Origin of the sequence: Streptomyces sp. NPDC059851 (assembly GCF_042732005.1) — a bacterium.
Lineage (GTDB): Bacteria > Actinomycetota > Actinomycetes > Streptomycetales > Streptomycetaceae > Streptomyces.
Genome location: NZ_JBHWJJ010000306.1, coordinates 1 through 1,283, shown reverse-complemented (window position 1 = coordinate 1,283; position 1,283 = coordinate 1). Strand labels below are relative to the sequence as shown.

Here is a 1,283-nt window from a genome sequence, read left to right as displayed (position 1 = left end):
TCCGCGGGCAGCGACACCTCGTCCGGCAGCCCGACCAACGCCGCCTTCCAGTGGTCGAGCTGCGACGCCAACACACTGCCCGGCTCGTCCGCGTCGCCCAGCACCTCCCGCTGCCACAACGTGTAGTCCGCGTACTGGACCGGCAGCGGCTCCCAACCGGGGGCGGTCCCCGCCGCCCGGGCCGTGTACGCCGCCCCCAGGTCCCGCATCAGCGGGGTGTTCGACCAGCCGTCCGAGGCGATGTGGTGCACGACCAGCAGCAGGACGTGCTCCTGCTCACCCAGCTCGAACAGGACACACCGCAGGGGCAGTTCGGTGTCCAGGGCGAACGGCCTACCCGCCTGCTCCGTGATCGCGGCCGCGAGGGCCTCCTCCGTGGCGCCGAGCACGGTGAACGGGACCCCGGCCCGGTCGCCGGGGACCACCTGCTGGCAGGGCTCACCCTCCTCCACGGGATACCGCGTCCGCAGGACCTCGTGCCGGCCGACGACATCGGCCACGGCTCCGCGCAGCGCCCCCTCGTCCAGGGGCCCCGTCAGCCGAACCGCCATCGGGATGTTGTACGTCGCCGACGGCCCCTCCAACTGGTCCAGGAACCACAGCCGCTGCTGCGCCGGCGACAGCGGCAGGCGCTCCGGCCGCTCCCCCGCCACCAGCGCAGGACGGGCGACGTCGCCGTGGCCGGCCGCGATGCGCTCGGCCAGCGCTGCCACCGTCGGGTGCTGGAACACGTCCCGTACCAGCAACCGCACCCCGAAGGCGTCCCGCACCTTGGAAATGAGCCGGGTGGCGAGGAGGGAGTGGCCGCCGCGGTGGAAGAAGTTGTCGTCGATGGTCGTGCCGGGCAGGTGGAGGGTGTCGGCGTAGAGGCTGCAGAGGATTTCCTCGGCCGGGTTGCGGGGCGCGCGGCCGGCCGTGGGGTGGTGGTGGAAGTCCGGCTGCGGCAGCGCCCGGCGGTCGAGCTTGCCGTTGACCGTCAGCGGCAGGGCGTCCAGGACGACGTACGCCGTCGGCACCATGTAGTCGGGCAGGGCCGCGGAGGCGTGCGCGCGCAGCTCGGCGACGTCGACGCGGGCGCCTTCGGCCGGTGTCACATAGCCGATCAGGCACTTCTCACCCGGCCTGGCCTCGCCCAGGACCACCGCCGCCTGCGCCACCGAGTCGTGTCGACACAGGACCGTCTCGATTTCGCCGGGTTCGATGCGGAAGCCGCGGAGTTTGAGCTGCTGGTCGGCGCGGCCGAGGTATTCGAGGTGGCCGTCGCGGTTCCAGCGGGCGAGGTC

1 protein-coding gene is annotated in these 1,283 nt (G+C 73.0%); it reads right to left on the bottom strand.

Going from position 1 to position 1,283, the window contains the following annotated elements; genetic code table 11:
* Positions 1-1,283: condensation domain-containing protein (locus ACFV7Q_RS38900; protein WP_385435681.1), on the bottom strand; the 1,283-nt coding region annotated here is incomplete at both ends.